At 40.9% G+C, this 24944-nt stretch carries 21 protein-coding genes; 9 read left to right on the top strand and 12 right to left on the bottom strand.

What is annotated here, in order from left to right; translation table 11 throughout:
• Positions 1-234: 234 nt before the first annotated feature.
• The 3 genes from AB0756_RS34695 to AB0756_RS34705 form a co-directional block, all read right to left on the bottom strand.
• A complete protein-coding gene (locus AB0756_RS34695; protein WP_050045452.1) occupies positions 235-2217 on the bottom strand; it encodes a bifunctional diguanylate cyclase/phosphodiesterase in 1983 nt (660 codons plus the stop codon).
• 241 nt (positions 2218-2458) lie between these two features.
• Positions 2459-3055: an IS630 family transposase gene (locus tag AB0756_RS34700; RefSeq protein WP_202048575.1), complete on the bottom strand. Its 597-nt coding sequence runs from the start codon at positions 3053-3055 to the stop codon at positions 2459-2461.
• Complete coding sequence (locus AB0756_RS34705) at positions 3007-3405, bottom strand: helix-turn-helix domain-containing protein (RefSeq protein WP_038092057.1); 399 nt, start codon at positions 3403-3405, stop codon at positions 3007-3009. Before AB0756_RS34705 ends, AB0756_RS34700 begins: the two co-directional genes overlap by 49 nt.
• Before the next feature lie 1126 nt (positions 3406-4531).
• Between AB0756_RS34705 and AB0756_RS34710 the strand changes: the two genes are divergently transcribed.
• Both AB0756_RS34710 and AB0756_RS34715 read left to right on the top strand, forming a co-directional pair.
• Entirely contained in the window at positions 4532-5383 is an 852-nt protein-coding gene (locus AB0756_RS34710) for a sulfurtransferase (protein ID WP_038083230.1), read from the top strand.
• Between the two features lie 190 nt (positions 5384-5573).
• A complete protein-coding gene (locus AB0756_RS34715; protein ID WP_050045451.1) occupies positions 5574-8111 on the top strand; it encodes a bifunctional serine/threonine-protein kinase/ABC transporter substrate-binding protein in 2538 nt (845 codons plus the stop codon).
• Between the two features lie 110 nt (positions 8112-8221).
• On the opposite strand, the gene AB0756_RS34720 is transcribed toward AB0756_RS34715, so the two are convergent.
• Entirely contained in the window at positions 8222-8437 is a 216-nt protein-coding gene (locus AB0756_RS34720) for a hypothetical protein (protein WP_038083228.1), read from the bottom strand.
• A gap of 190 nt (positions 8438-8627) precedes the next feature.
• Here AB0756_RS34720 and AB0756_RS34725 point away from each other — a divergent pair, with 190 nt between their 5' ends.
• The gene (locus AB0756_RS34725; protein WP_082051653.1) at positions 8628-9689 is read left to right on the top strand and encodes a LeuA family protein; all 1062 of its coding nucleotides are present in this window, start codon (positions 8628-8630) and stop codon (positions 9687-9689) included.
• 78 nt (positions 9690-9767) lie between these two features.
• Here AB0756_RS34725 and AB0756_RS34730 read toward each other — a convergent pair whose 3' ends face one another.
• The 3 genes from AB0756_RS34730 to AB0756_RS34740 form a co-directional block, all read right to left on the bottom strand.
• A complete protein-coding gene (locus AB0756_RS34730; protein ID WP_038083226.1) occupies positions 9768-10379 on the bottom strand; it encodes a J domain-containing protein in 612 nt (203 codons plus the stop codon).
• 243 nt (positions 10380-10622) lie between these two features.
• Entirely contained in the window at positions 10623-11213 is a 591-nt protein-coding gene (locus tag AB0756_RS34735; RefSeq protein WP_038083225.1) for an ATP-dependent Clp protease proteolytic subunit, read from the bottom strand.
• A 97-nt stretch (positions 11214-11310) separates the two neighbouring features.
• Positions 11311-12015 carry an ATP-dependent Clp protease proteolytic subunit gene (locus tag AB0756_RS34740; protein WP_038083222.1) on the bottom strand — a complete coding sequence of 235 codons (705 nt, stop codon included), beginning with the start codon at positions 12013-12015 and terminating at the stop codon, positions 11311-11313.
• Between the two features lie 311 nt (positions 12016-12326).
• Between AB0756_RS34740 and AB0756_RS34745 the strand changes: the two genes are divergently transcribed.
• Positions 12327-13574, top strand: coding sequence for a vWA domain-containing protein (locus AB0756_RS34745; protein ID WP_038083221.1), 1248 nt, complete (start codon positions 12327-12329; stop codon positions 13572-13574).
• A 105-nt stretch (positions 13575-13679) separates the two neighbouring features.
• A complete protein-coding gene (gene gloA2, locus AB0756_RS34750; protein ID WP_038083219.1) occupies positions 13680-14069 on the top strand; it encodes an SMU1112c/YaeR family gloxylase I-like metalloprotein in 390 nt (129 codons plus the stop codon).
• Positions 14070-14165: 96 nt separating this feature from the next.
• Here gloA2 and AB0756_RS34755 read toward each other — a convergent pair whose 3' ends face one another.
• The 3 genes from AB0756_RS34755 to AB0756_RS34765 are packed head-to-tail and all read right to left on the bottom strand — an operon-like array spanning position 14166 to position 16586.
• Positions 14166-15284 (bottom strand): YheC/YheD family protein, encoded by a 1119-nt coding sequence (locus AB0756_RS34755; protein ID WP_038083217.1) that lies wholly within the window; start codon positions 15282-15284, stop codon positions 14166-14168.
• A gap of 35 nt (positions 15285-15319) precedes the next feature.
• Positions 15320-15541 (bottom strand): hypothetical protein, encoded by a 222-nt coding sequence (locus tag AB0756_RS34760; protein ID WP_237266053.1) that lies wholly within the window; start codon positions 15539-15541, stop codon positions 15320-15322.
• Positions 15510-16586 carry a PIN/TRAM domain-containing protein gene (locus tag AB0756_RS34765; protein WP_038083214.1) on the bottom strand — a complete coding sequence of 359 codons (1077 nt, stop codon included), beginning with the start codon at positions 16584-16586 and terminating at the stop codon, positions 15510-15512. Before AB0756_RS34765 ends, AB0756_RS34760 begins: the two co-directional genes overlap by 32 nt.
• 363 nt (positions 16587-16949) lie before the next feature.
• Here AB0756_RS34765 and hemW point away from each other — a divergent pair, with 363 nt between their 5' ends.
• Both hemW and AB0756_RS34775 read left to right on the top strand, forming a co-directional pair.
• A complete protein-coding gene (gene hemW / locus AB0756_RS34770) occupies positions 16950-18125 on the top strand; it encodes a radical SAM family heme chaperone HemW (RefSeq protein WP_038083211.1) in 1176 nt (391 codons plus the stop codon).
• A 234-nt stretch (positions 18126-18359) separates the two neighbouring features.
• Complete coding sequence (locus tag AB0756_RS34775) at positions 18360-19028, top strand: DUF2996 domain-containing protein (protein WP_038081590.1); 669 nt, start codon at positions 18360-18362, stop codon at positions 19026-19028.
• On the opposite strand, the gene AB0756_RS34780 is transcribed toward AB0756_RS34775, so the two are convergent.
• Positions 19025-19537, bottom strand: a complete 513-nt coding sequence (locus tag AB0756_RS34780; RefSeq protein WP_038081599.1) for a TM2 domain-containing protein — start codon at positions 19535-19537, stop codon at positions 19025-19027. The genes AB0756_RS34775 and AB0756_RS34780 overlap by 4 nt on opposite strands.
• A 561-nt stretch (positions 19538-20098) precedes the next feature.
• Here AB0756_RS34780 and acsF point away from each other — a divergent pair.
• Complete coding sequence (gene acsF, locus AB0756_RS34785) at positions 20099-21175, top strand: magnesium-protoporphyrin IX monomethyl ester (oxidative) cyclase (protein WP_038081589.1); 1077 nt, start codon at positions 20099-20101, stop codon at positions 21173-21175.
• A 102-nt stretch (positions 21176-21277) separates the two neighbouring features.
• Here the strand turns inward: acsF and AB0756_RS34790 are convergent, their stop codons facing one another.
• The gene (locus AB0756_RS34790; protein WP_167844846.1) at positions 21278-21433 is read right to left on the bottom strand and encodes a hypothetical protein; all 156 of its coding nucleotides are present in this window, start codon (positions 21431-21433) and stop codon (positions 21278-21280) included.
• Positions 21434-22065: 632 nt separating this feature from the next.
• On the opposite strand from AB0756_RS34790, the gene AB0756_RS34795 reads away from it, so the two are divergent.
• Entirely contained in the window at positions 22066-24888 is a 2823-nt protein-coding gene (locus tag AB0756_RS34795; protein ID WP_038081588.1) for a beta strand repeat-containing protein, read from the top strand.
• The last annotated feature ends 56 nt before the right edge of the window (positions 24889-24944 follow it).

Genomic DNA, 24944 nt, shown 5'->3' on the forward strand with positions numbered 1-24944 from the left:
AGTTATAAACCCTTTATTTTGGGTTGTTTTCAGATAATGGTAGAGAATTCTCTATCAACATCTGCACTCAACTGTCACCTGGCTTGTAGTTACCTACGCAGCTTTAGTGAATCGAACCGAAAAACTCATCTCCAATGAGTGTTGTACATTTACTACACTCTATAGTAAGGCTGGATTAAGATGAAGGAATCTATCTTAAGGATGCTTTTTTGTAAAGTTTTGTTGACAAAGTCGCTATTTGGAATGCATTCGCGAGCACGATCTGTACTCGTTGGGCGAGTAGACGTGGTTGACCTCTTGGGCAAGCAAAGCTTCTACTGCTGATGCTTCTTGTGGCTTAGAAAAGAAGTACCCCTGTCCGTATTTGCATTTGAGTGATCTCAGTTTTTCGCGTTGCTCCAAAGTTTCTATCCCTTCTGCTATGACATCCATGCCTAAATTATGAGCTAGTGTGACGATCGCCAGCACAATTTCTGAGTTCTCGCTCCTATTAACAAAGGAGCGGTCAATTTTTAAAACACTCAGTGGAAATTGGTGCAGATAACTCAGAGATGAATAGCCAGTCCCAAAGTCATCTATGTGTAATTCAATCCCTAATTCTTTCAGTTGCCATAGCATTTTAGTTGCCATAGCAGTGTTTTCCATCATTATGCTTTCGGTGATCTCCACCTTTAAACTTCGTGGATCTAAGCGAGTTGACTGTAAAGTTTCGTAGATCCGCTCATTGAGATTTGGTTGTGAAAATTGTTTGCTAGAAAGATTGACGTTGATTGTCAAACCTCTGTCTTGAAATTGGTGCTGCCACAAGTACATCTGGCGGCATGCTTCTCGAAGTACCCAATAATCAATAGGTACTATCAGCCCAGTTTCTTCTGCTACTGAAATAAACTCCGATGGCAACACCAGACCGCGCTTGGGATGTTGCCAGCGCAAGAGAGCCTCAAACCCAATAATCTTGTTGGTTGACAGCGAAACAATTGGTTGGTAGTAAATCCGAAATTCTTGACGCTCAACAGCACGTCGCAGGTCTGTTTCTAACTGCAACAGCTTTTTACTTTCAGTATACATGGCTCGGTCAAATATCTTGTAACGCGCCTTCCCCAAAGCTTTAGCGCGATACATTGCAATATCGGCGTCGCGCAAAAGATTCTCCGGTCGCTCGTATCCTAAGGTACTGAACGTAATGCCAATACTTAAAGTGGTAAACACTTCGTATCCCTGAATATAGAAAGGCAGTATCAGCGCTTGTTGGAGCCGCTCGGCAAGTTGCACGGCATCGTTGATAGACTTTATTTCCTCTGTTAGGATGGCAAACTCATCGCCTCCAAGACGTGCTAATAAATCTCCAGACCGCAAACACTTTTGAAGTCGATCTGCGATCGCAATTAGCAATCGATCCCCAATCGTATGCCCCAGACTATCGTTAACCACCTTGAAGCGATCTACATCTAGAAAAAGAACGGCAAACAAATCCTCACCCGTGCAAGCACGTTTGAGTTTCTGTCCCAACCGTTCCATGAATAAAGTTCGATTCGGTAGCCCTGTCAAAGAGTCATGAAAAGCAAGATGGAGCAATTGTTTTTCTACCCGTTGACGCTCGACAACTTCAGCTTCTAATTGGGCATTCTTCACCAGCAATTCTTTGGTCTGTCGCCGATTGAGCAATAGAGCAGCCGCAGTAAAGTCTGCTAAACTTGTCATCACGCGAACATCTTCTAAGTCAAAATGTTGCTGCTCGTCATGAGACACAATCCAGATAGTGCCGAGAGCATGACCCTCGGCAATAAGCGGTAATACCAATCCTTCGACGAAGGGAGTATTTGTGGCTTGGAAATAAGTAAAATACCGTTCGGGGTAGGAATAAAGCTGAGGTCCACCGCGATCGAGACAGGTACCACAAGGGCTAAAGTTGCGGGGCGTAGTACCGCCGACGTACTGTTGCAGGGTTCCAGCTAATACATCCCAGCGAAAGACTTCCTCACCACTGGGCGTTACGTCAAGCAAGCTGACTCCTGCTGTCCCTGCATGACATAAGGCGATCGCTATTTCAACCAGGCTTTTAAGCATCGTTTCTGGCTGGTTCACCATCTGTCGCGCTAACGTATGCATTGCCTGATTTTCTGAGAGCAAGTTTGGAGGACGAGGCAATCGTCGAGATAACTCCACCGTAATCACAACATTGTCTAAAGTCACTGTTTCTTCTGGAGGTCGTTGCATCGTTTTCAATTAAAGTTGTTTAAGAGAAAATACTGATAACTGCTATCATTGGTTTTTTTGATATATTTCAGTAATTTCAATTGATTTGTTCGTTAAACGGTTAATTTAATCAAAAATCTTGTCTTTACAGTCATCAGCAAAACTTCGTACATTAAAGCTTTCATAAAGAAGTCATCAATTTTTACTCATCTTAAAAAGTACTAATTTTATGTAATTTATTATATTACAGCAAATTCCGATGTTATGAGGTACAATAACAGCACTTAGTGAACCAATTTTTTAAATGTTGAGGATTCATCAAGTCGAGAGCAACAGAGATAACTTTATCAACCATTTCGGTTGTAGTTGGAGAAAAAGTACGTAAAAAAGATTTAAGTTGTGACCACCATAATTCAATGGGATTAAAATCAGGAGAATATGGAGATAAACACAAGACTTTTGCACCTACAGATTCAATCATTGGTTCGATTGATGCTAGTTTATGTGCCGGTAAATTATCCATAACTACTACTGCTCCCGGCCATAATTGAGGCAATAAGAACTTCTCAATAAATCCTTCAAAAGCTAGGCTATCCATTGAGTTATTTATTGTCATTAATGCCACAACTTTTTTAAGACTTATTGCTCCAATCACCGTAACTTTTGCTCCCCGGTAAAATGGCTTCATTTCATATACTCTTGTTCCCTTTTGTGAACGTGCATGCGTTCTTGCTAAACCCAGTATTACCCCTGTTTCATCTAAAAATACCAAGTTTTCTGGCTCTATCTCCTTGACTTTTTCCCAATATTCTACTCTGAGTTTTTGAACTCTTGGAGTTGCTGCTTGGCTACTCCGCAATGTTTTTTTTTGCGATTTAATCCTAATTTTTGTAAAGAACGACACATTGCCGTCTGACTCACCCAATTACCTGTCTTTGCCGCAAATAATTCACAGAATTCCACTATTGTTGCATCCGGATTCTCTGACACTAGTTCTCTTAACTCTAATTCCGCATTTGTCAGATGACTAAATCGTGGCTTACCCGGTTTTAATGGTTGTAAATTACCATGACTTTTTTGTTGCTTTACTAGCTTTTGTACTAAACTTTTGCTCACTGCAAATCTGAGTGCTACTTGACGAATCGAGATTTTTTCCTCAATATGCGCTGCCACTATTTTTTCTCGAATATCTACTGAATATGCTTTCATGACAGTATTATCTTTTGATTTTATTAATACTAACTGTACCTCATAACATCGGAAACTGCTGTATTTAAAATATAATGATTGTAAGCTTCAAATTTGAGTTTTTTGTGAAGGCAGTTTTGCAATCACCAGATCCTTGATTTCCTCAATAAAATCGGAAATTTAGCAGTTTCTTGAAGTGGGAGCATCCCAAAGAGTGCCAAGTGCCCGCAGAATAGAATTCTGGCTATACAAACAAAGCTATGCAGGCTTTAAATAAAGTCCTCGCAGTCAAACTTGGTCTGTATAGGTATGATTTCAATCACAAGCGTGTTTTTTCCAAATTGTGATGCTCCCCTTAAAGCTTGTGTGACAGACCGCTATAGGTCCGCCACTTAAATTTAGATTTAAAATGATATTAATAATCATATTTTTGCTCTTCCTCCGAGCCCTTTGCACCTCTGCGGTTTTTTCAATCACATCTCAAAGTAAATGTGGTAAACCCTTGCTACCACAGCTAAATAGGAAAAATTCGAGCGTCAACGTCATTCTTTTTAGAAAATACACTTAAGCAGACAAGTGCAAAAAAACCAAAGCATACAACAAAAAGTAAAGTTGTCTAAAAATCTCTTCTCTTCTGCTGTCTGCTTAAGATGACGGCAATTTTTAACGCTGACTACTTAGAATACAATATGCGTCATTTAAAGTTGTGACAATTACCATCAACTTGTGTAGACTCAGACTTCAGACTAAATAATAAAAAGACCTATTAAGTGCGCTCTCTTAAAAAGACACGTGCAAGCAGAAATTCTGAAAAAAAGCATTGTGATTAACATCTATTATCAACATTCAATTCTATGATGGCTAGGTAGCTGACTTAGGAATTTTCAAACAAAACTTTCCCCAAATTCTGGAGTAATTTAAGTAGGTGGGTGCTAAAAAACACAACTACATTAAGAAATGTAAATCATTTAAAAGCTTAATCTTTAAAGCATTTGTGACACTTTACATAAGTTTATATAGTTCGGTTTAATTGTGCCTACCTACTTATCTCCGAGAAAGCCTAAGGTTATTGCTTTGCCTGAGAAAAAGAAAAAATCTTCAAGTTTCACTTCTGCTTGAGCATTCATAAGAAAGGAGAAAGGCAGAGATGGAAGTAAAACCACTTCTTACACCGATACAACTAGCCGAAATTATACTTCAAAAATCAACTGTTGTTATTGATACCCGCACCTTACAAGAATATGCTGTTTCTCATATTCCCGGTGCAATCAATATTCACGAAATTTTCACCTATTTGGCTTCTTCTACACCATTTGGTTTATCTAACTTGCAGTCAAATTTTGCAGATTTATTAGGTGCAGCTGGAATCTCAGGTACCGAGCAGATTGTCATTTACGAAGATGCCATGAACTCTGGCTACGGACAGTCTTGTCGGGGTTACTTTTTGCTCAAGTACCTCGGTTGTTCTAACGTTTCTATTTTACACGGTGGTTATAAAGCATGGTTAGCAGCCCAAATGCCAACGACTGTAGAAACGATCGATCGCAATCGCAAAATCTTCTTGCTTAACATAGATTCCTCAATTCTGGTAACTACAGAGCAAATGTTGCAGGCTCTCGATCGACCGGAAATCGTTAAGCTAGATGTTAGAGATTACGATGAGTGGATCGGAATAAGTTCTTCTCCATATGGAGTGGATTTTTGCCCCCGTAAAGGTAGGATTCCCGGCGCAGTTTGGATTGAATGGTATCGAATGATGATACCCAATTCTGAAATTCCGATGTTCCGTCCAGTTGAAGAAATCTTAGAGATTTGTCAGTCTGTAGGTATTATGCCAGAGTCAACGGTATACGTTTACTGCTTCAAAGGGTCTAGAGCCGCCAATACCCTCATTGCCTTAAAAGAAGCAGGAATCAAAGATGTCAGGAACTATTTTGGTTCTTGGAACGAATGGTCTCGTGATTTCTCACTACCTGTTGAAACTCGGTTGTCTGACTAGGAGTTGCCAGAACCTCGACTTCTTTAAGAAGTCAGGGTTCTAACCGCAAAGCAAAAATAATTCAAAATTAATAATAAACTTTATATATTAACTATCTATAATTTTTCAGAACAACCTAGTATAGAGGACTAGGAGCGGTAGTGGTTTGTAAGTACAAGGTACTTTAACGACCGTTCACCTTCACAATTGTATGACTTACTGTATCAATCCCAGATGTAGAAATCCTTATAACCCTGATGGTAGGCTGTTTTGCTGTACCTGTGGTTCAGAATTGCTTTTAGAAGGTCGCTATCGAGTTGTTGAAGTTCTGGAAAAACGACCATACACAGCAGTTTATGAAGTTTTAGAAAAGGGAAGAATTAAAATCCTTAAAGTACTAGAACAACCCCAGAACAAATTGGTGGAGTTATTTGAGAAAGAAGCTAAAGTTTTGCAATCTATTAATTATCCCGGTATTCCTAAAGGATATAGCTACTTTCTATTCAAAGGAAAAGATAGCAGTAGTCTATACCCTTGCTTTGTAATGGAGAAAATTGAGGGATTAAATCTACAAGACTATTTAAAACAAAGAGAATCTCGTCCTATTCAGGAAGAATTAGCAGTTGAGTGGTTGTTTAAGTTAGCAAATATCGTAGATATAGTCCATGAGAAAAGACTGTTTCATAGAGATATTAAACCATCAAACATTATGTTGAGATCTGATGGAGAACTTGTGCTAATAGACTTTGGCGCAGTGAGAGAAATGACAGATACTTATTCTGAAGCTTTAGCCAAAGAAGAGGTAACGACAATTTCTTCACAAGGGTATACTGCACCAGAACAATGCCAAGGTCAAGCGGTTCCTCAATCAGATTTTTTTGCTTTAGGTCGTACATTTGTTTATCTACTAACAGGTAAAGAACCTTACGAGCTTCCTCCAGATCCTAAAGATAGAGAAAGAAAAATTTGGCGCAACGAAATACAAATTTCTGAAAATTTAGGAAATTTTATTGATAATTTAATGGACCCATTGCCTAAAAAACGCCCGCAAAATACAAAAATCCTTTTGCATCAATTAGTAGAACTACAGAAAAGTTACGGGCTTCAGTTGGAGGAACGAGGCGAAATCAACATCGGATATCGAACAACAGAAAATTTAAAAAATATCTTATCTGAACCAACCTGCGTTCAATCTACTTATTATGACAATAACGGTCACGATACCGCTTCAGCCGAGAAGCCGGAAGCTTATCGCAGTCTTGATGTGAACCTTATTGATACTTTAGTAAACTCCCATCTGAAAGAAAACGGTCATGAGAGGGCTTATAAAGCTCAGAAAAGAATACCAATAAAAAAGCTGTTAGCGGGTGCAGCTGTCTTTGCTACCGTTTTAGTTGGAGGACTTGTTTTATCTTTTGTCCATCGAGTGGATGGGTGTTCCAAGAGTACTTTTAGCAAATTTGCAACCGATGACAACATAAGTTGTGGAGAACAAATTATTATTACTCAAAGTATAAATGAGGAGAAAGAAGAAGGAGTCAAAGCATTTGCAGCAGGAAGGTATGAGACTGCTATCGGTTTGCTAGAGAAGTCATGGAAAAAAAACTCCGATCCTGAAACCTTAATTTACTTAAATAATGCTCGAATTTTTCAACAAGTACCAAAAAGCTACACGTTTGCTGTTGTTGTTCCCATGACAAACAATAACGATAGTATCAATGTCAGTAAAGAAATGTTGCGGGGAGTGGCTCAAGCTCAAGATGAATTTAATAAAAATCCTAAAACTAACTACAAAATCAAGATTCTCATTGCTACTGACAACAATAACTCCTACCAAGCTAAGAAAATAGCGGAAGCTTTAGTAAAAAAACAAGATGTTCTGGGTGTTGTAGGTCATTTTACCAGCGATACCACGATTAGTGCTGTCGGTATCTACCAACAGCACAAGTTACCATTAATCTCTTCCACTGCTACCTCAAAAGATTTATCAACCGTGTGCAGGCAATCCTATTGTTATTTTCGCCGAATAGCTTATAGCGACAGGGATATTGCCCAAAATTTAGCAAGCTATATGCTGACAAACGCTAAGAAAAGAAAAGCAGCCGTTTTTTTTAATGAAACAAGCAACTACAGTTTTTCTATGCGAGACACATTAGAAAGAAGCTTTACTGCAGGTGGTGGGACAGTTGTTAAAGAGTTCGATTTATCAGCACCCAATTTTAATCCCAGTCAAGCTATAAGTGAAGTTCGAGCAACAAATGCTGATGTAATTGTGTTACTCCCCAATAATGATGGTCTGATTTCTGAAACTGTGTTTCGCTTGATTCGCGCCAATCGGTTACGCTACCCTATTGTGGGCGGAGATAGTCTTTTTATGCCGAATATTCTAGAAGGTGTCGGTAATAATGCAGAAGGAATGGTCGTTGGGATACCCTGGCATCACTTAAGCAGCCCTAACAGACAATATACACAAGCTACCATTAAACTTTGGGGGGAACCAGTTAATTGGCGTACTGCATTGTCATATGATGCAACGCGTGTATTTGTAGCGGCTACTGAAAAACTTTCATTTGTGAGTCGCGAGAATTTAGAACAAACAATGGCAGAGCCGAATTTTACAGTAAAGGGTGCTACAGGAGACATTTCTTTTCTCTATAATGGCGATCGCAAACAACTTAACATTCAACAATTAGTGACAGTTAAAGCCCATCCCAGTACGGGACAATTACAATTTGTGCCTCTTAAGTAATACCATGAGTAGATTTGAGATTGAGAAAGTTAAGTCTGGGCTTGATTTAGACCAACTCACTGTCGCATTTTTGTTTCAAATTTGTAGAAATTTTGTTGAATGCAAAATTTTTACGAGCCTCCCCTTAACATTTTTTGTAAAGTTTCTGGTAATTTTGTAAATTCGTGTAACAGATCTTCAGGAGTAAACCCAAAAACAGCCAAGATAACCACAATGATAAAAAGAGCGATCGCAGTACTAATAACTGTTTTAAAGACATTAAATAATGCCTTAAAAACCAACAAAGCTACAATTAATGCAGCGACTAGAATGATTAAAGATGACATATTTTTCCTTTAGCCTCGCTCCTCCACGATCTTTTTACAGAAATAGCAACATTGTATCCGATAGGAATAGAAAATCTTCATAAAATTTTATCTTCAAAATGAATTGGGTGATGGTTTTGCTCCGCTCGCATTTGTTAATCTTTACAAAGAAGGTTTTTGCTATCTGTGTAACAGTGTAACAAAGCAACTAATGCCAAATAAAAATGATTGCAGTAATAAGTCCAATCTCAAAATTTTAGACGCAACGTTGCGTGAAGGCGAACAGCAAGCAGGAATTCGTTTTAGCAGTCAAGATAAAATCAAAATTCTTCATCTATTAGAAGAATTTCAAATTGACTGTGTGGAAGTAGGTCATCCAGGGATTTCAGCAGAAGATGAAAGGATTTGTTTGGAAGTTGCTCGTGCAGCCCGTTCCACACAAATACTGATGCATGCTAGAGCAAATGTTGAAGAAATACAAGCAGCGAAACGAGCTAAAGCGGATTGGGTAGGTATTTGGGCTTCAGTCAATCATTTAGCCACTGAAACTAAGTTTGTTAACCGCAACAAAGAATACATTAGCCAGAAAATACAAGTTGCGCTCGCAGAAGCAAAAAAATTAGGTTTAAAAGTCCGTTTTACAATTGAAGATGCATCTCGAACGGTGTGGGATGATATTGAGTGGCTAACTGATATAGCGCTCGTAGCAGGAGCAGAACGTATAAGCTTAGCTGATACAGTTGGTATTTTAGAACCATTAACTTGTGACACACTTGTATCGAAATTTGTCAGCACTTTTAGTTGTGAATTAGAAATACATTTGCACAATGATTTTGGTTTAGCAGTAGCAAATGCACTTGTAGCTATTGATGCTGGAGCCTCCGTTATAGATACATCGATTTTAGGAATTGGGGAAAGAACGGGTATCACAGATTTACTTCAACTAGCGGTTATTCTTCACCAGAAGAGAGGAGAAAACCGCTTTCCCCTAGAACAAATTCCTAAATTAGCCTGCGCCGTACAACGAGTAACGGGCTACCAACCAGACGAACTCAGACCTGTGGTTGGGAAAAACGCTTTTACTCACACTTCAAAGTACCACGTGCAAGCTGTGGAGCGTAATCCCAAGTCCTATGAAGCGTATCCACCCGAATTAGTGGGTCGAGTCCGAAGAGTTGAAAAGCAACGTCCACCAGTTAATGGGCATGCAGTTATAGAACTGAATGAGGAATGGAATGTTCGTTCCCAAACTGTACTGGACTCCACAACTTAAACATTTTGCAACAGCAAAATAAACGCACTTTCAATCGGTGCGCTGTTAAGACGGTGAACAGCCGATTTAATCGCAATCCTAAAAAATCTTCTGCTCTAAACGTTCAAAATCTCGCTGCACCTCAATCCACAAAGTTCTGTTATTGGGATCGGTCTTTAGAGCTTTTTTGAGATAAATCCTAGCTTTCAAGGGTTGGTTATCTGCAATGAGCGATCGCCCCCAAAGTTGATATGCAATAGCTTGCCATTGGCGGACTTCTGCATCATCAGGGAGACGCTGAGCCAGTGCTTCCGCCAGAGCTGTCGCTTGCGGGAAACGCTTTTGCTTCAAAAACTGTTGCAATTGCTCGTAAGTACGCCACTTCAACCGCCTTTCTATTTCCACAACATTAGGCGGTTTTGGTTTGGGTTTTGGTTTTTCCTTCTTTGGAGGTTCCGGACGCGAAGAAGTTTCCTGACGTTCAACAGTTTGTGACTGAGTTCCTTGTCGAAATGTGTTTTCTTGAGGAACTACCTGCAACAGGAGTTTATATGCCTCAGTTACGGCAATAAACTTTTCTTTCGCTTTTTTGTCATCTGGGTTGATATCAGGATGATACAGCTGCGCCAAGCGACGGTATGACAATTTGATGTCGGAAAACGAGGCTCCCGACCTGAGACCTAATAAACGGTAGCAATCTCCTAGATCCATCTGAGCTATCAGCGTGAGACGAATATCAGCTATTAGCTTAAAGCCTAAGCGTGAAGTTTTTATGATGATAATGACTCAATTTCTGGTTTAAAGTCCATAATTTACATTTTTGTTAATAGAGAACTGGGGATTGGGGATACGTGGATTAGAGATTGGGCATTGGAGAATCGGTTACTCATACTTCTCCCTGTCCCCTTGTCCCTCTTCTCTCCCTTTTCCCCATTCTCCAATCCCCACCACGCGCTACCGTTCTTCAATGACACGGTCAATCAAACCGTATTCCTTCGCTTCTTGAGCTGACATCCAGTAGTCGCGGTCGGTATCTTTTTGAATTTTCTCTATAGGTTGACCCGTGCGAGCTGCTAACATTTCATTGAGTTGCTGCCGCATTCTAAGAATTTGCTTAGCTTCAATTTCAATATCAGTAGCTTGACCCTGAGCACCGCCAAGAGGTTGGTGAATGAGAATTCGAGTATTGGGCAAAGCCAGACGTTTGCCCTTTGTTCCTGCAGCTAAGAGGAACGATCCCATGGAAGCTGCCATACCTACGCAAATTGTTACAACATTTGCTTTGATATGCTGCATTGTATCGTAGATAGCAAGCCCTGCTGTCACTGAACCACCAGGGGAGTTGATGTAAATACTAATATCCTTAGTTGGATCGTCAGAATCCATGTAAAGCAGTCTGGCGATAATAGCATTAGCCATACCATCGGTGACTTCTCCACTGAGGAAAATGATTCGTTCCAAGGCAAGGCGTTCGTAAATATTAATCCACTGGGTATAAGGTTCCCCAGGAAAACGATAAGGGACTCTAGGAACACCAATCGGCATAATAGTTCAAAATTCTCGTATTCAAAGTTTAAGCTGGAAGAAACACTGCGATAAGCCGGAGGCTTAACGGAGTACAGCCGTATCGCAACTTACCTATTTAAGATTTAACAGGAAGGGCAGCCGACACAACTTGAGGAAGTTCTTTTGTACTTTCTAATACCCGGTCAATCAAGCCGTATTCTTTAGCTTCTTGAGGAGTCATATAGTACATGCGATCCATATCTTTAGAAATTTTTTCAGGAGGTTGTCCCGTATTCTTAGAGAGAATTGACAGGATCATTTGCTTGTTGGTGAGCACCTCTTGTGCTTGGATTTGAATGTCTGTTGCTTGACCGTAACCAGTGCGGCGTTTTGCCTGGTGCAAGACAATTGACCCATTGGGGAGACTTGCACGGTAACCCTTGGTTCCTGCAGATAGGATCATAGCTGCCGTACCCATTGCCTGACCAATACAGATGGTGTGGACGGGTGGCTTAATGTAGTTCAGGGTATCGCAAATAGCAAATGCTTCCGTTTCAGCACCAATTGCATCTCCGGTGTACCAAGAAGTACCCGTAGAGTTGATGTAAATATAAATTGGCTTTTCCGGATCGTCGTACTGTAGGTAGAGAAGCTGAGCAATGATCAGTTCCGTTACGTCTACTCCCAGTTGCTGTTTATACTCATCCGGTGAAACCAAAGGCAGTCCCAAGTAAATGATCCGTTCCTTCAACATGAGCGAAGGTAAATCGGGTGGCGGAGATCGGTAGAAGCTGTCGCCATAATATGGGGCTTGAACAGCCTTGATGGGGGAGGTTTCCATAGCAACTGTTGCTCAATTAATTCCGTTAACTGTACTACATCCTAGCGCGATGCTAGCTCTATTGGGGGTGTGGATTTCTCTCTAGGGGATTAGGGCATGGGGACAAGGGAGACAAGGGGGACAAGGGAGACAAGGGGAAAGTACTCATAACTTAATCTTTAATTCCCAATCGCCAGTCCCCAGTTCTAAGTCCCTAATAACTTATGAAGCGATTGTTAAAGTTCTTGTCACAAAGATTTTCCGAAGAACAGAAATGGCGGTTTGAAGTTATCTATAAATAAGTATAACCCGTGTGAAACGTTTGGGGGATTATGAAGGTTAGCTTGCAGCCAGCTCTCAATGATGGCAATTTAGATGCAAATCAATCTAATAGTCAACGTCAGTTGGCAATTTCCATTTCTGCAAAGCCAGAAATGATGGATCGTAACGTCCCTCTGAATTTATGCCTGATTCTCGACCACAGTGGTTCTATGAGTGGACGACCACTGGAAATTGTCAAAAAAGCAGCAATCCGCTTAGTTGACAGACTCAGTCCTGGCGATCGCCTCAGTGTTGTTGTTTTCGATCACCGCGCCAAAGTTCTAGTTTCCAATCAATTACTGGAAAATCCAGAACGTGTTAAGCAACAAATTAACCGTCTTGCTGCTGATGGCGGAACTGCAATTGATGAGGGGTTGCGTTTGGGTATAGAGGAACTGGCAAAAGGAAAAAAAGAAACTATTTCCCAAGCCTTCTTGTTAACTGACGGTGAAAACGAACACGGTGACAACAACCGTTGTTTAAAATTTGCCCAATTGGCTGCAGGCTATAGTTTAACTTTGAACACCTTAGGATTCGGTGATAATTGGAACCAAGATGTTCTGGAAAAAATTGCTGATGCTGGTGGTGGAACTTTATCTTACATCCAGCAACCGGAACAGGTCGTAGATGAGTTTGGTCGTTTGTTTACCCGCATTCAAACTGTGGGATTGACCAATGCTTACTTGCTTTTCTCACTCGTACCTAATGTGCGTCTTGCAGAACTAAAACCTGTCGCCCAAGTCGCCCCAGACACCATTGAATTGCCAGTACAACTGGAAATGGATGGACGGTTTTCCGTGCGTTTGGGCGATTTGATGAAGGATTCAGAGCGCGTTGTGCTAGCAAATATTTATTTGGGACAGTTACCAGAAGGTAGGCAAACCATCGCTAAAGTTCAGGTTCGCTACGACGATCCAGCTCAGGACAAAACAGGATTGCTCTCAGAAACAATTCCTGTTGAGGCAAATATTGTTCGTTCCTACCAACCGGCTGCTGATGCTCAAGTACAGCAACATATTTTGGCACTTGCTAAGTATCGACAAACACAACTTGCAGAGGCAAAATTGCAACAAGGCGATCGCGCTGGCGCTGCTACGATGTTGCAAACTGCTGCTAAAACTGCCCTGCAAATGGGCGATACTGGCGCTGCGACTGTCTTGCAAACCTCTGCTACTCGCCTGCAAGCAGGAGAAGAGTTATCAGAGAGCGATCGTAAGAAAACCCGGATTGTTTCTAAGACTGTTTTGCAAGATTCTTAGTTTGTGGGTAGGGGAGTTTGCGGTTTAAAATCCTTGAAAGTTGTATCGACCTCTTTCCCAGGCTCCACCTGGGAAAGCCTAGCCTCTTCTCTAACCCCAAAAATTATGAAAACAACTGGAATTCATCATGTGGCAATTATCTGTTCGGATTACGAGCGCTCCAAAAAGTTTTATGTAGAAGTTTTAGGTTTTTCTATTATTAAAGAAACCTTTCGGACTCATAGAAATTCTTATAAGTTAGATTTACGAGTTGGAGAACACGACCAGATCGAGCTATTTTCGTTTCCATCACCCCCCAAAAGAACCAGTACTCCCGAAGCTTGTGGTTTAAGACATTTAGCTTTTCAAGTAGATAATATTGAACAAACTGTTAGTGATTTAATCTCTCAAGGAATAGAAGTAGAAGACATCAGAATTGATGAAATAACGGGCAAAAAGTTTACTTTTTTCAAAGACCCCGATGATTTGCCCTTAGAAATTTATGAAAATGAGTAGGTTGGATCGAGGAACGAAACCCAACAATAAGGATTCAATGTTAGATTCTAAATCCATTGACGCGCTATAACGTTACTACAAAGCAAAACCAACGTGCTAGCTATTATTTAGGGCAAAAATTAGAGGAAGTCTAACACTTGTGCGTCTAAGCTCTTTATACCTGAGAAATTCGGCAGAATTTTCTTCATACAAACTAGCGATCGCCTTAAATATTTTCCGTCCGGGTTGAGAATTAGCTTCTAAAACAAGAGGTCCTCGATCCAAAGTCAATAAAATATCAAAACCAACTTCAGCAAAATTACCAAATTTTGCATGAAGTTTGTAGGAGCATTCCAAACACATATCTGTTATCCTAACAATTTCTGAATCAATACTCTTACCGTAATATTTTTGATAAAATTCCCTCAATTCGTAAATCGACAGGGCTTTGCCATCACCATTTATATTTGTAATCCAAGAATTTTTGCTACCAATTCTTACCCCCATACCTGTTACTTGATAATTTGCATTGCCAGAGTTTTGAACAATTACTCTGACATCAAAATGAGAATTCTCTAACTCAACCACCTTTGCTTTTGGCTGGAGCAAACAAGAGGTTGAATTGAATTGTGTTTTCAGCGTTTCTAATAAGTGTTTTCTTTGAATCACCCTACAACTTTCGGTCATTAAATATAATGATTCTTGATTGTCTTGGCTCTGCTTAACAATAGCAATATCCTTTCCTCCATGACCCTTAATAGGCTTTATGTATATACAGTTACTGTATGTTAAAAAACTGTCTACCACTTCTTCAGAAGCATCTTTGATAAGAACAGATTGAATTGTAGGAATATTGTTTTCCAGTAAAAAATTATAAAATTTAAATTTATCTTGTAGTAAAAAAACTAGCTCGAAAGGAATTAATAAATTAAAATTATTTTGTCTTAAAAAGTATTGAAAATCACCAATAAATTTTTTCTCATTAGCCTGAGAAATAAATCTATAATAGAGAAGATTGGGGATAATTTGTCTGTTAGCAACCCAAGCACCGTCACAAAAGCGATACCCGTTAATTTCCAATCTTCCTGGCTGCCAAGCCAAGGGAGAAAATACTACCAATTCGATTGCAAGATTCTGAGCTTCTATTGCCATCTCTTGCAAGAAAGGGGTTCTTGCTCCAAAAAGAGCAGTATTTCCATGGTACTCTCTAGCTATAACACCAATTGTTTTTTTCATAATTTAGATAAAGACTGAAACCAAAAATATTTGGTTCAATTTTTCTTCTTTGCTTTCCACGTTCCTCCATAGACGTAAAATGGGTTATCTTGACTTACTTTTTCCCAACAATGAGAACAAACAAAAACCCATTGTCCATCCTCTTCATATTTCACCCGATAAAGAACCGATGCGGTTAATCCACATCGGCTGCAAAGTTTAACTCTAATTCTTGTCATCTTGATGTCATGCGATCGCAGAAGCTTGTGGTTTGGCAAAAATCATCCTTCCTGCAGAAGTTTGCAAAGCACTTGTGACAACTACCCGGATTTCGCCTCCTACATAACCGCTTCCTTCTTCAACCACAACCATTGTGCCATCATCAAGATAGCCAATGCCTTGGCTTGGTTCTTTCCCTTCTTTAAGTACCTTAATGTCAATATTATCACCAGGTAAGTAAGTGGGACGAACTGCGTTCACTAAGTCATTCACATTGAGTACCGGAACTTTCTGTACGCTAGCCACTTTTGATAAGTTGTAATCATTAGTCAGTAACGTACCGTTAATTTCTTGAGCAAATCGAACTAACTTCGCATCAACAGTTGTAATGTCTTCATAATCAGTGAGGTTAATTACGATGCGCTCTGGGTAAGTCCCTTTGATTCTGTTAAGAATTTCCAGTCCCCGTCTTCCCCTGACTCGCTTTTGGTCTTTACTCGCATCAGCGACTTGCTGCAATTCTTGCAGGACAAACTGGGGTACGAGCAACTGTCCTTCTAAAAACCCAGTTTCCAGCAGTGATTCAATACGACCGTCTATAATACAGCTAGTATCTAAAACTTTAGTACTGGCTGGTTTCAAAGTCCCTTCCGCAATCATTGTCTCTACGGTATTGGGACTGATTAGGCGCAACAGCCCCCGTCCGTGGGAGTCCGCTAAATTCATGCCCGTATATGACAGAACTATACTACCTACAACAGCGACCAAAGGTTTAATAAAGCTAAAATCCGCTGGAATTGGTAGTAAAAACAACGGAGCAAGCATCAAGTTAGCTATCAGAAGCCCGACAACCAAGCCAATGGCACGAGTTAGAATTACATCAAATGGTAATTCCCGGACTTGTGTTTCCAAGCGTCGGTATCCTGTCTGGAACCTTAATCCTACTGCACCGCCAATGATAGCAGTGAAAGCAGCAAAGACTAAGCGTAAAGCTTCTTGGTTGCTAACATTAGCCAGAACTCCTCTTGGGAAGAGGTCTATACTGTAGTAACCTATGCCCGTTGCTGCCAGGACAAATGAGAAAATAATAATTGCATCAACCATGATTGTGTTGTTTTCCTGGAACTGTGTTAACCGAGCAAATAAGGTATTTTTTATTTCCTCGGTAAGATAGATTTAGACATAAGCATAAAGTGTGAAGTATGACGTATAAAGTGAAATCCCTTTATGAATTTATCCAGGAGATTGTCCCCCTTCTAGAATGTGTATAAAATTTTTTCATCCTTTATCCCTCATCCTTCATACTTTCTAAGAGTTTTGTCTGACAAGATATGCACTCATTATAACCAAAGAGTTTTATGCTTTATCTTTTTCATCTTTTTGTTGTAAAACGATAAAAAAATCCAAAAAACAGAGTAATTTTCATTATTTGTAACCCTTCGATTAATAATTTAAATCTTTATTAAAATGGATTATCCAGTCAACGCGATCGGCTCTCCTTCCTCTGCTTATGTTCACATTCCCTTCTGCAGGCGGCGATGCTTCTACTGCGATTTTCCCGTATCAGTGGTCGGAGATCGCTTGCGGGGTGAAACATCGGGCACTATTTCTCAGTACGTTAGCGCTTTGTGTCATGAAATCACCATCACACCTACTTTCTGTCAACCATTGCAAACAATTTTTTTTGGTGGCGGTACTCCCTCCCTTCTCTCTATAGAACAGTTAGAAACAATATTGACGGCGTTAGATAAACAGTTTGGTATATCGCCTGATGCAGAAATTTCCATGGAAATGGACCCAGGCACTTTTGACTTAGCCCATATACAAGGCTACCGTGCAGCAGGCACAAACCGGATCAGTTTGGGCGTGCAAGCTTTTCAGGATGATTTATTGAAAGCGAGTGGGCGATCGCACGCCGTCTCAGACATTTTCGCAGCCGTGGATTTAATCCGACTAGTCGCGGTTCCCGAATTCAGCATAGATTTAATATCGGGATTGCCGCATCAAACTTTAGATAGGTGGGAAGAATCTTTAGAAAAAGCGATCGCCCTATCACCCACGCATATATCTATTTATGACTTGACAATTGAGCCACAAACTCCTTTTGGGCGGTATTACAAACCTGGGGATCGACCTTTACCAACAGATGAAACAACAGTGGAAATGTATCGCATAGCACAGAAATTTTTAAAAAATTCAGGTTACGAACATTATGAAATTTCTAACTACGCCCGACCGGGACATCAATGCCGCCACAATCGAGTTTACTGGGAGAACCGCCCTTATTATGGCTTTGGGATGGGTGCAGCAAGTTATATTGGTGGAAAACGCTTCAACCGCCCTCGTACCACCAAGGAATATTATGGGTGGGTGCAAAATGGAGCGATTGTAGATTGTGATGTGACACCACCAGATGAAATTTTATTAGAAACTTTAATGTTAGGGTTGAGGTTGGCAGAAGGAGTCAGCTTAGCTGCTTTGGCAGAACGTTTCGGCAAAGACAAGGTAAAAGAGATAGAGCAGCGTTGTGCAACTTATTATGAGAAAGGTTGGGTAGAAGTTGTCGGTGGAAGGTTGCGACTCACCGACCCAGAAGGTTTTTTATTCTCTAATGTAGTCTTAGCAGAATTATTCAGGGGGTAGGGAGTAGCAATTAGCAATTAGCCATTAGCCATTAGCCCTATCTCTTTACGGAGACGCTATGTGCAAGGCACACGCTTCGCGAACGCGAACGGGTTCGCCAGTTCCCAGGGCGCGGGAAACCCGCCTACAGGACTGGACTTACCATTAGCCATTAGCAATTAGCGCGTTGATAACTCATAGACCTATGTCAAAATGAAAGTGATACAGTCAAGTCGGAAGGATTGACTCCAAGCAATGGCAGAAGAAACCAATCACAATCAAGCAGGAGAAGTTGCTCCCAGCACTGTCGATAAGCAAGCCCCCAGTGTCGCTGAAGAAAACGCTCCCAGCACTGATTCACCTGAAGCGACCAGCATTCCAACTGCCAACGCTCCAGACCCCAAAACGGCAAACCCAGAAACTAATCCCAATGCGGCAAAATCCAAAACTGCGCCACCCAAACGGGAAAAGCCAGCGGATAAAGCTGCAGGGGATGCTGAGGAAAAACCTGCCGCAGCTGCTAAGGCTGGGGCAAAAAAAGAGAAAGCACCTGGTGTTGAAGATAAGCCCTTTGTAGAGTTTATACAGCAAGACTACTTGCCGGCTTTACAAAAAGCGATCGCAAAAGAAGGGGTACAAGATTTACAATTATCTTTTGCCAAACAGAAGCTTCCCATCATTGGCTATGAAAAAGCTGAAGACTGTTGGCAAATAGCAGGTAGTTGGCAAAACGGGCTGCGCCAGTTTAACCTATATTTTCCTGAAGAAGACATTCAAGGGAAAAAAGCTTTTTCCTGTCATGAAGGGAAAAAGCCCAGTACTCTTGAATCTTTTCTTATAGACGAGCGCAAAATCACACTCGATCTTTTAGTGTTTGGTATTGTGCAGCGTTTGAACGGTCAAAAGTGGTTGGGAAGAAACTAGCCAAGCTCGTGAAAGTGGTAGGTAACAGCTCCTGTAATGGGGTCGTTATCTACTGCTACATAACCAGATTTCAGCATTTCCTTGAGCGTTGCTTCCACTTCCGTAAAGCCAGCCCCCGTTTCCATGACTCCTTGAGTCACAGTGAGTCTGCCATTTCTTTTTTCCGCCACTTTCAGCAGTTGTATCATCAGTTTTTCTTGAGGCGATTTGTAAACTTGAGTTGTTGCAGGCGGTTGATTTAAAGGTACGCCAAAGGGAGACACCCCTGCTTTTAGCCTGAGTTTCATTTCGTGCTCGTTAACCATGTTAGGGATGAGAAACAAATCAACAACTTGTCCGACCCCCAGCAAACCAAAAGTACACATCCATAACATACCTGTTCCGACCTTGCCGTTGTATAAACGGTGCAACCCACTAAGCAGACCAAAAAATCCAATTACATTTAAGATGTAAGAGACAAGAAGACGATCTTGATGTTCTTTGTTTGTGTTATTAGTTTCCGCATTCATCCCGTGCCAACCCCTCAGATTCGTGCTTGTTTTTCCAGACGGCTTTCCCATACTGTTTTGTTTCAAACCATGGTAGGTAGCGATTCAAAAATCATGCATTCAAAAAATCAGTAAGAGAAATTTCATAAGTGTGACATTTTATATAGAGAAATTTAGTTCAATTTTTACAGACCTCTTTTTCTCCGTGCAACTTTACAGTTCATTATAAAGATTCATAATTCTAATAACATTCCCATAAACAACACAAACACGATTTGTTCATCAGTCCTAAATGATTTACAAACACCTGTTCCTTGTCTCCCCTGTCCCCCTTGTGCGGCTCTTAAATAGGATTTTATATCTCTAGGATAGTTCGGAAAAATGCAATTGCACTTCACCCACTAGGATCGTTAGTTGAAGTATTGTTGCAAGTCTTAACGTTTTAGGCGTCTGTTATTACCCCTAGCCTTGGTAGACTGAACTATACAAATAAAATACTGTCTTCTGTCAATGTTCGCGAGCGCATTGCTTATGGCTTTGACGGAAACCACGGAATAATAAGACATTCATGGCAATCAGGACATGGTAGATTCCCTAAAAAAACCAGGCTTTGAAGAAATACGGCCAGGGATTAAAGTCCCAGCGAAGGAAACCCTGCTGACACCCCGATTCTACACAACTGACTTCGATGAGATGGCACGGATGGACATTTCCGTCAACGAAGATGAGTTGCAAGCCATCCTAGAAGAGTTTCGTGCGGACTACAACCGCCATCACTTTGTTCGGGATTCCGAGTTTGAACAATCCTGGGATCGTATTGATGGGGAAACTCGTCGGTTGTTCGTTGAATTTTTGGAACGTTCCTGTACGGCAGAATTTTCCGGATTTTTGTTGTACAAAGAACTCGGTCGTCGTTTAAAGGATAAAAGCCCCGTTCTAGCAGAGTGCTTTAATCTCATGTCTCGGGATGAAGCACGTCACGCTGGGTTCCTTAACAAAGCACTCTCAGATTTTAATCTGTCGCTAGATTTAGGGTTTTTAACAAAGAGCCGCAAGTACACTTTCTTTAAACCAAAATTTATCTTCTACGCAACCTATCTTTCAGAAAAGATTGGTTATTGGCGGTATATCACTATTTACCGCCACTTAGAAGCACACCCAGAAGACCGGATTTATCCAATTTTCCGTTGGTTCGAGAACTGGTGTCAGGATGAAAATCGCCACGGTGATTTCTTTGATGCCATTATGAAATCTCAGCCACAAATGCTGAACGATTGGAAAGCACGGTTGTGGTGTCGGTTCTTCCTGCTGTCAGTCTTTGCCACTATGTATCTCAATGACGTGCAACGCAAAGACTTTTATGCCTCAATTGGTTTAGATGCACGGGAATATGATAAGTACGTCATTGAAAAAACCAATGAAACAGCAGGGCGAGTCTTCCCCGTTATGCTAGATATTGAGCGTCCGGAGTTCTACGAGCGTTTGGAAGTTTGTGTCAAGAACAACGAGAAGTTGACTGCGATCGCGAACTCCAATACTCCAAAATTCCTGCAATTCTTCCAGAAGCTACCCTACTACATCTCCAATGCTTGGCAAGTAGTGCAGTTGTACTTCATCAAACCAATTGATGCTGAAGCAACTCGATATGTTGTGCGGTAGATACAGTCCATAAAATAGAGAGACGTTATATATAACGTCTCTCTATTTTATTTATGCTATCAATAGATTCTAGAGAATTTTTCTGTTGAATTGGGCAATTGTTTAATTAGAAAACGGTTTCCTATTTTTCCTGTCGCGATGCATTTTTCTGGCTTCTGATTTTTCTTTTGCCTTGCTCAAACCAACCGCTACAAGATAGGTCATTTCTGCTGCCATTTGATACGCTGAGTGAATATTGGCTTTTTCTTGCTCGCTCATGAGAACCTCGCAAAGATTAGGGAAATCCGGGACGACTAATTCAGAAACAAAGATGATACTTAAGATTTGCAGTCCGAATTCCTTGTTATTCGTTCGTCTTTCGTTACAAAATAAGAATATAGTGAAGAGAGATTGCCAGACTTCATCCAATTGGGTCACCCGATCGGGTGATAGAGAGCAATTATAAAATATTAATTAGGTTTAAAGCCTAAGGCGTAGGAACTGCTTGCAATTTTGCAGCAAAACCCTCAAGAGAATCCTCAGACCTTGATAAAAAACTAAAAGCACCCAGAGAAAACTCTGAGTGCGAAAGCTTGAGGTTGAATCTCGTGATGTTTTTACTTTAATTTATTCATTAGACTTTGACGGTTAGAAAATGTCATAAAAAGTCTTTTGTTTTTCTAAAAATTTTTACTCAAAAAATAAGTTTAAGTCAGACTTTTTCATACCAAAATCTTAAATTTCAAATCCAAAATAGTCTTATCTTTAAGTTTTGTGAAAAAATAGCGGATTTGCCTGAAAATATATGCAACCTATTAAGGGAGTTTGCAAAAAGTCATTTTAATTACCAGTAATTAATTAACGTGTAGCAAAATTGTTATTCGGTCACTGCTGTTTCTTTGACAAACGGAATGTCCAAAAAAAGTAAGCATAACCTGTTTTTGAGCCTTTTTACAAAAGTGGGGACACTAGGCTTGTGTACGTACTCATTCGGTACAAATTATGCTATTGCTCAAGAACTCAAGCTAGTGCCAGACAACACCTTAGGTACTGAAAGTTCTACAGTTACGGAAATAGACTCCCAAACCTATAAAATTGAGGGTGGAGCAACTCGCGGAGTTAACCTATTTCACAGCTTTTCACAATTTCATGTTGGTGAAGGACAACAAGTCTACTTCGCCAACCCATCCGGTATTGAGAACATTTTGAGCCGAGTTACGGGAATTGACCCTTCCAAAATTTTTGGGAAGCTTGGTGTTGAGGGTAATGCCAATTTGTTTTTGATGAACCCTAACGGAATTATTTTTGGGAAAAATGCCAGCTTAGATGTGAGAGGTTCATTTGTTGCAACAACAGCTAATGCCATTGAGTTTGGCGATCGCGGTTTTTTCAGTGCTTCAAATCCCAATACTCCCCCGTTACTGACCATCAATCCATCAGCCTTTCTATTCAATCAAATAAATCCTAAACCAATAGTTGTCGATCGCTCCGTCGGACCGATCCCAGTCACAATTTCCTCTCAGGACATTTCCTCTCAGGACATTTCCTCTCAGGACGCTCCTGAATTAATTACAATATTTTCTGCAATTGCACCACTCTCATCAACCGATCCATTAGATTTTTCTCCAGTAACAACACCAGAAGTACTGAGAGAAGTACCACCTGTAGCCGAACAACCCGTTGCACCGCCACCCGTTGCACCACCCATCGTACCACTACCAAAAAGACCTGAATCAAATTCAACTGGTTTGCGTGTTGGAGACGGTAAGAGTTTGTTATTCGTTGCTGGAAGTATTATTCTCGATGGTGGCTCTCTCAGCGCTCCTGGTGGAAGAGTGGAGTTGGGAGGATTGGCAGAAGCAGGAACGGTGGGGTTAAACATGAGCGGCGACCAGCTCAGTTTAAGTTTTCCAAAAAGTGTTGCCCTAGCTAATGTATCTCTCAGCAATTTCTCGGCTATAGATGTACGTGCATCCAATGGGGGTAGTATTGCCATCAACGCTCACTCCCTAAAAATATCAGATAGCCGTCTCAATGCTGGTATCGGGCAAGGGCTGGGGACAAACAGCAGCAAAGCGGGGGATATTGTACTTAATGCTACAGGTGATACTGAGATGTCTAGAAGTTCCGTCTCCAATGCAGTGGAATCTGAAGCAGTTGGTAATAGTGGTAGTATTCTCATCAAAGCAAGATCCTTAAGCCTCAGCAATAATACTGAAGTCGTTGCCAGTACATTTGGACAAGGAAATGCAGGAAATATCTATATTTGGGTAGATGACTTCATCTCGATTGTTAATTCAAACAAAGAATTTCCAGATGTGCCTTTTTCCTTTATGGAAGACGATTCTTCAGCACCCACTGAAGTTGCGATCGCAAGACTTGACAGTAGTACTGGTCTCTTTAGCACGGTAGAAAAGGGCGCTGTTGGTAATGCAGGTGATATTGAAATTTATTCGCGCACTCTTTCTTTGTCTGATGGAGCGGAAATTCAATCTCTCACCCGTGGAAATGGCAAAGCAGGAAATATTCGCGTTAATGCTTCAGAATCCGTAAATCTTTCTGGTTTTTCTCCAAAAGGATTTTCCAGTGGGTTGATAAGTTCCACCGAGCAAGGCGCAACCGACTCGGGAGGTGATGTTACTGTAACTACTGGCACCTTACGCATATCTAATGGAGCAGTTCTGAGTGCTAGAACGAGAAGTGGCAAAAATGGCGGTAATATCACTGTTAACACCAACACTCTTCAGTTAACAGACGGCGGACAAATTTTAACTAGTAGTTTTAGTAGTGGCAGTGCAGGTAACATAACTGTTAATGCCACCGATAGCGTCCATATCTCTGGAAGCGATGGCACTTTCAGTGCTCGACGCGAACAATTTGGTGGTGAGACAGTTGATAATGATGGCTCTAATAGCGGATTATTTGCTCGTGTGCGAGGCGATGAAACTGCCAATGCAGGCAAAATTGAAGTGAATGCTCGCTCTATCGAGCTTAACAATCAAGGCACTATTTCAACAGAAACAACCTCAGGCGAAGGTGGAAATATCAAACTCACAGCCAGAAGTATTTTATTACGTAATAGCAGCATAACTGCTACTGCAGGAACTGCTCAAGCTGAGGGGAATGGAGGCAATATCAATATTGACTCGGAGATATTAGTCTCTTTAGAGAACAGTTACATTACAGCTAATGCAGCTAAAGGGAGAGGAGGTAACATAACCATCAATACTCGGGGAATTTTGCTATCTCCTGATAGTGATATTACTGCCAGTTCTGAATTTGGCATAGATGGTGTTGTTGAAATTAACACTCCAGACATCGATCCCAATCGCGGGTTAACCAAACTACCACAAGCACCACCAACGGATACTCAAGTAGCCCAAGCTTGTCAGGATGATACAGATACACAACAGAGTGAATTTGTGATTACAGGACGTGGAGGAATTGCACCCAGCCCTTACCAAATGTTAGCAGCTGATAATGTGCAGGTGGGGTGGGTATCACTTTCAAACCCGGAGATAAATGTACTTTCTACTCAAAAACCAAGAAATACGCATCAATTGAAAATTCAAAATTCAAAATTCAAAAGTGAAAATGTCTCCCTGTCTCCCAGTCAAATTGTCGAAGCTCAAGGATGGGTTGTGGATAAGAATGGTGAAGTCACTCTCATTGCTCAACCACCCAAGGTAAATCCTCACAGTCCATGGCAAAACACTGCTTCGTGTCACTCGTAAAAGCCGTTTCTTTGCTTCTGTTTGCCTTGTGTCTCCTCTGTTTGTCCAGCCAGTTG

It is taken from the genome of Tolypothrix campylonemoides VB511288_2 (assembly GCF_045999855.1).
Classification (GTDB): Bacteria; Cyanobacteriota; Cyanobacteriia; order Cyanobacteriales; family Nostocaceae; genus Scytonema; species Scytonema bouteillei_A.